This window comes from Janthinobacterium sp. UMAB-56, assembly GCF_900095265.1.
Lineage (GTDB): Bacteria > Pseudomonadota > Gammaproteobacteria > Burkholderiales > Burkholderiaceae_D > Janthinobacterium.
Genome location: NZ_LT607664.1, coordinates 106,034 through 107,756 on the forward strand (window position 1 = coordinate 106,034; position 1,723 = coordinate 107,756).

Annotated in this window: 2 protein-coding genes; one reads left to right on the forward strand and one right to left on the reverse strand. The window is 65.8% G+C overall.

What is annotated here, in order from left to right; translation table 11 throughout:
- The coding region (locus K0F85_RS21655; protein WP_257572957.1) for an NAD(P)H-binding protein at positions 1 to 636 on the reverse strand (636 nt) is incomplete at its 3' end.
- Positions 637 to 648: 12 nt separating this feature from the next.
- Between K0F85_RS21655 and K0F85_RS21660 the strand changes: the two genes are divergently transcribed.
- A complete protein-coding gene (locus K0F85_RS21660; RefSeq protein WP_219117987.1) occupies positions 649 to 1,674 on the forward strand; it encodes a CDP-6-deoxy-delta-3,4-glucoseen reductase in 1,026 nt (341 codons plus the stop codon).
- The last annotated feature ends 49 nt before the right edge of the window (positions 1,675 to 1,723 follow it).

Below are 1,723 nucleotides of genomic sequence, written 5' to 3' on the forward strand. Positions count from 1 at the left end.
CCACAAGGCCCGCTCGATGATACGCGCCAGGTCAGCGGCATGGATATGGTTGGTGTAGACATCGTCGCCTGCGGCCAGGGCCGGCGTGCCTTCGCGCAAGCGCTTCAGGGGCAGGCGGTCCTCCGCGTAAATGCCGGGCACGCGCAGGATGGCCACGCTGGCGCCGCGGCGCGCGCCCCAGCCGCGCAAAACCTGTTCGGCGTCCACACGCCGCTTCGCGCGCGCATTCGCCGGCGCCGTCGGCCGCGTCTCATCGACCCAGGCACCCGCGCAATCGCCATACACGCCGCTGGTGCTCACATACACCATGCGCGCATGCTCGGGTAAAATGGCGGCCAGATTGCGCGTGCGCCGGTCCAGCAAGCCAGATGACAGGGGCGGCGCCAGGTGCACGACCATCGTCGCCAGTCCCGCCAGGCGCTTCAGGCTGGCGCGGTCGTCGAGGTTGGCCACGATGGGCACGGCGCCGGCCGCCCGCAGCTGCGCGCAGCGCACCGGCTGGCTGGTGACGGCAAAGACGCGAAAACGCGTGCGCAGCAGGGGCAGCAGCCGCATGCCGACGTCGCCGCAGCCCAGGATCAGCAGACGCGGCAAGCCCACCGGCTTGCGCAAAGAGTGCATTAACATATTTTTCATCTCAAGGATTGTATGACTTTTCAAATTACTGTTCAGCCCAGCGGCCACCAATTCAGCTGTGAAGCGGACGAAACCGTCCTGTCGGCGGCGATACGCGCAGGCGTGGGCCTGCCGTATAGCTGCAAAAGCGGCGCCTGCAGTTCCTGCAAGGGCAAGATCGTGTCCGGCAGCGTACAGCATAAGCCATACCAGGCACGCTCCCTGACGGAAGATGAAGCAACGGCCGGCTACTCGCTGCTGTGCTGCGCCGTGCCCCAGGGCGACCTGGTGGTGCAGGCGCGCGAAGTGGCAGGCAGCAGCGACTACCCGATCAAGAAAATGCCGTCGCGCGTGACCACCATCGAGAAAGTCGCGCCCGACGTCGTCGTGCTGACCCTGCAGTTGCCAGCCAGCGAGCGCCTGCACTACCGCGCCGGACAGTATATCGAAATCATGCTGCGCGACAACAAGCGCCGCAGCTACAGCATGGCCAGCGCACCCGTCGAAGGCGGCCCCGTGAGCCTGCACATCCGCCATATGCCAGGCGGCCTGTTCACCGACCAGGTGTTTGGCAGCATGAAAGAGCGCGACATCCTGCGCTTCGAAGGCCCGATGGGCACTTTCTTCCTGCGCGAAGATTCCGACAAGCCCGTCGTGCTGCTGGCCTCGGGCACGGGCTTTGCCCCCTTGAAAGCCATCGTCGAGCACATGATCAACGAAAAGTCACAGCGTCCGATCACCCTGTACTGGGGCGGTCGCCGGCCGCACGACCTGTACATGGATGCGCTGTGCCGCCAGTGGGCTGCCGACTTGCCGCAGTTCACCTATGTACCCGTCGTCTCGGACGCCCAGCCGGAAGACGCCTGGGAAGGCCGCACGGGCTTCGTGCACCAGGCCGTCATCGCCGACTTGCCGGATATGTCCGCTTATCAAGTGTATGCCTGCGGCGCACCGATCGTCGTCGAGTCGGCCAACCGCGATTTCGTGCAACTGTGCCAGCTGCCAGCCGACGAGTTCTACGCCGACGCCTTCACCACCGAAGCCGACCTGGCCAAGTAAGCGCCACCTTCCAGACAGCGGGGCGCGGCTGGCGCGGCATCCGCTGCCG

Bases quoted from the DNA above. Each gene is read 5' to 3' on its own strand.
- K0F85_RS21660 (WP_219117987.1), top strand. From the start codon at position 649: ATGACTTTTCAAATTACTGTTCAGCCCAGCGGCCACCAATTCAGCTGT.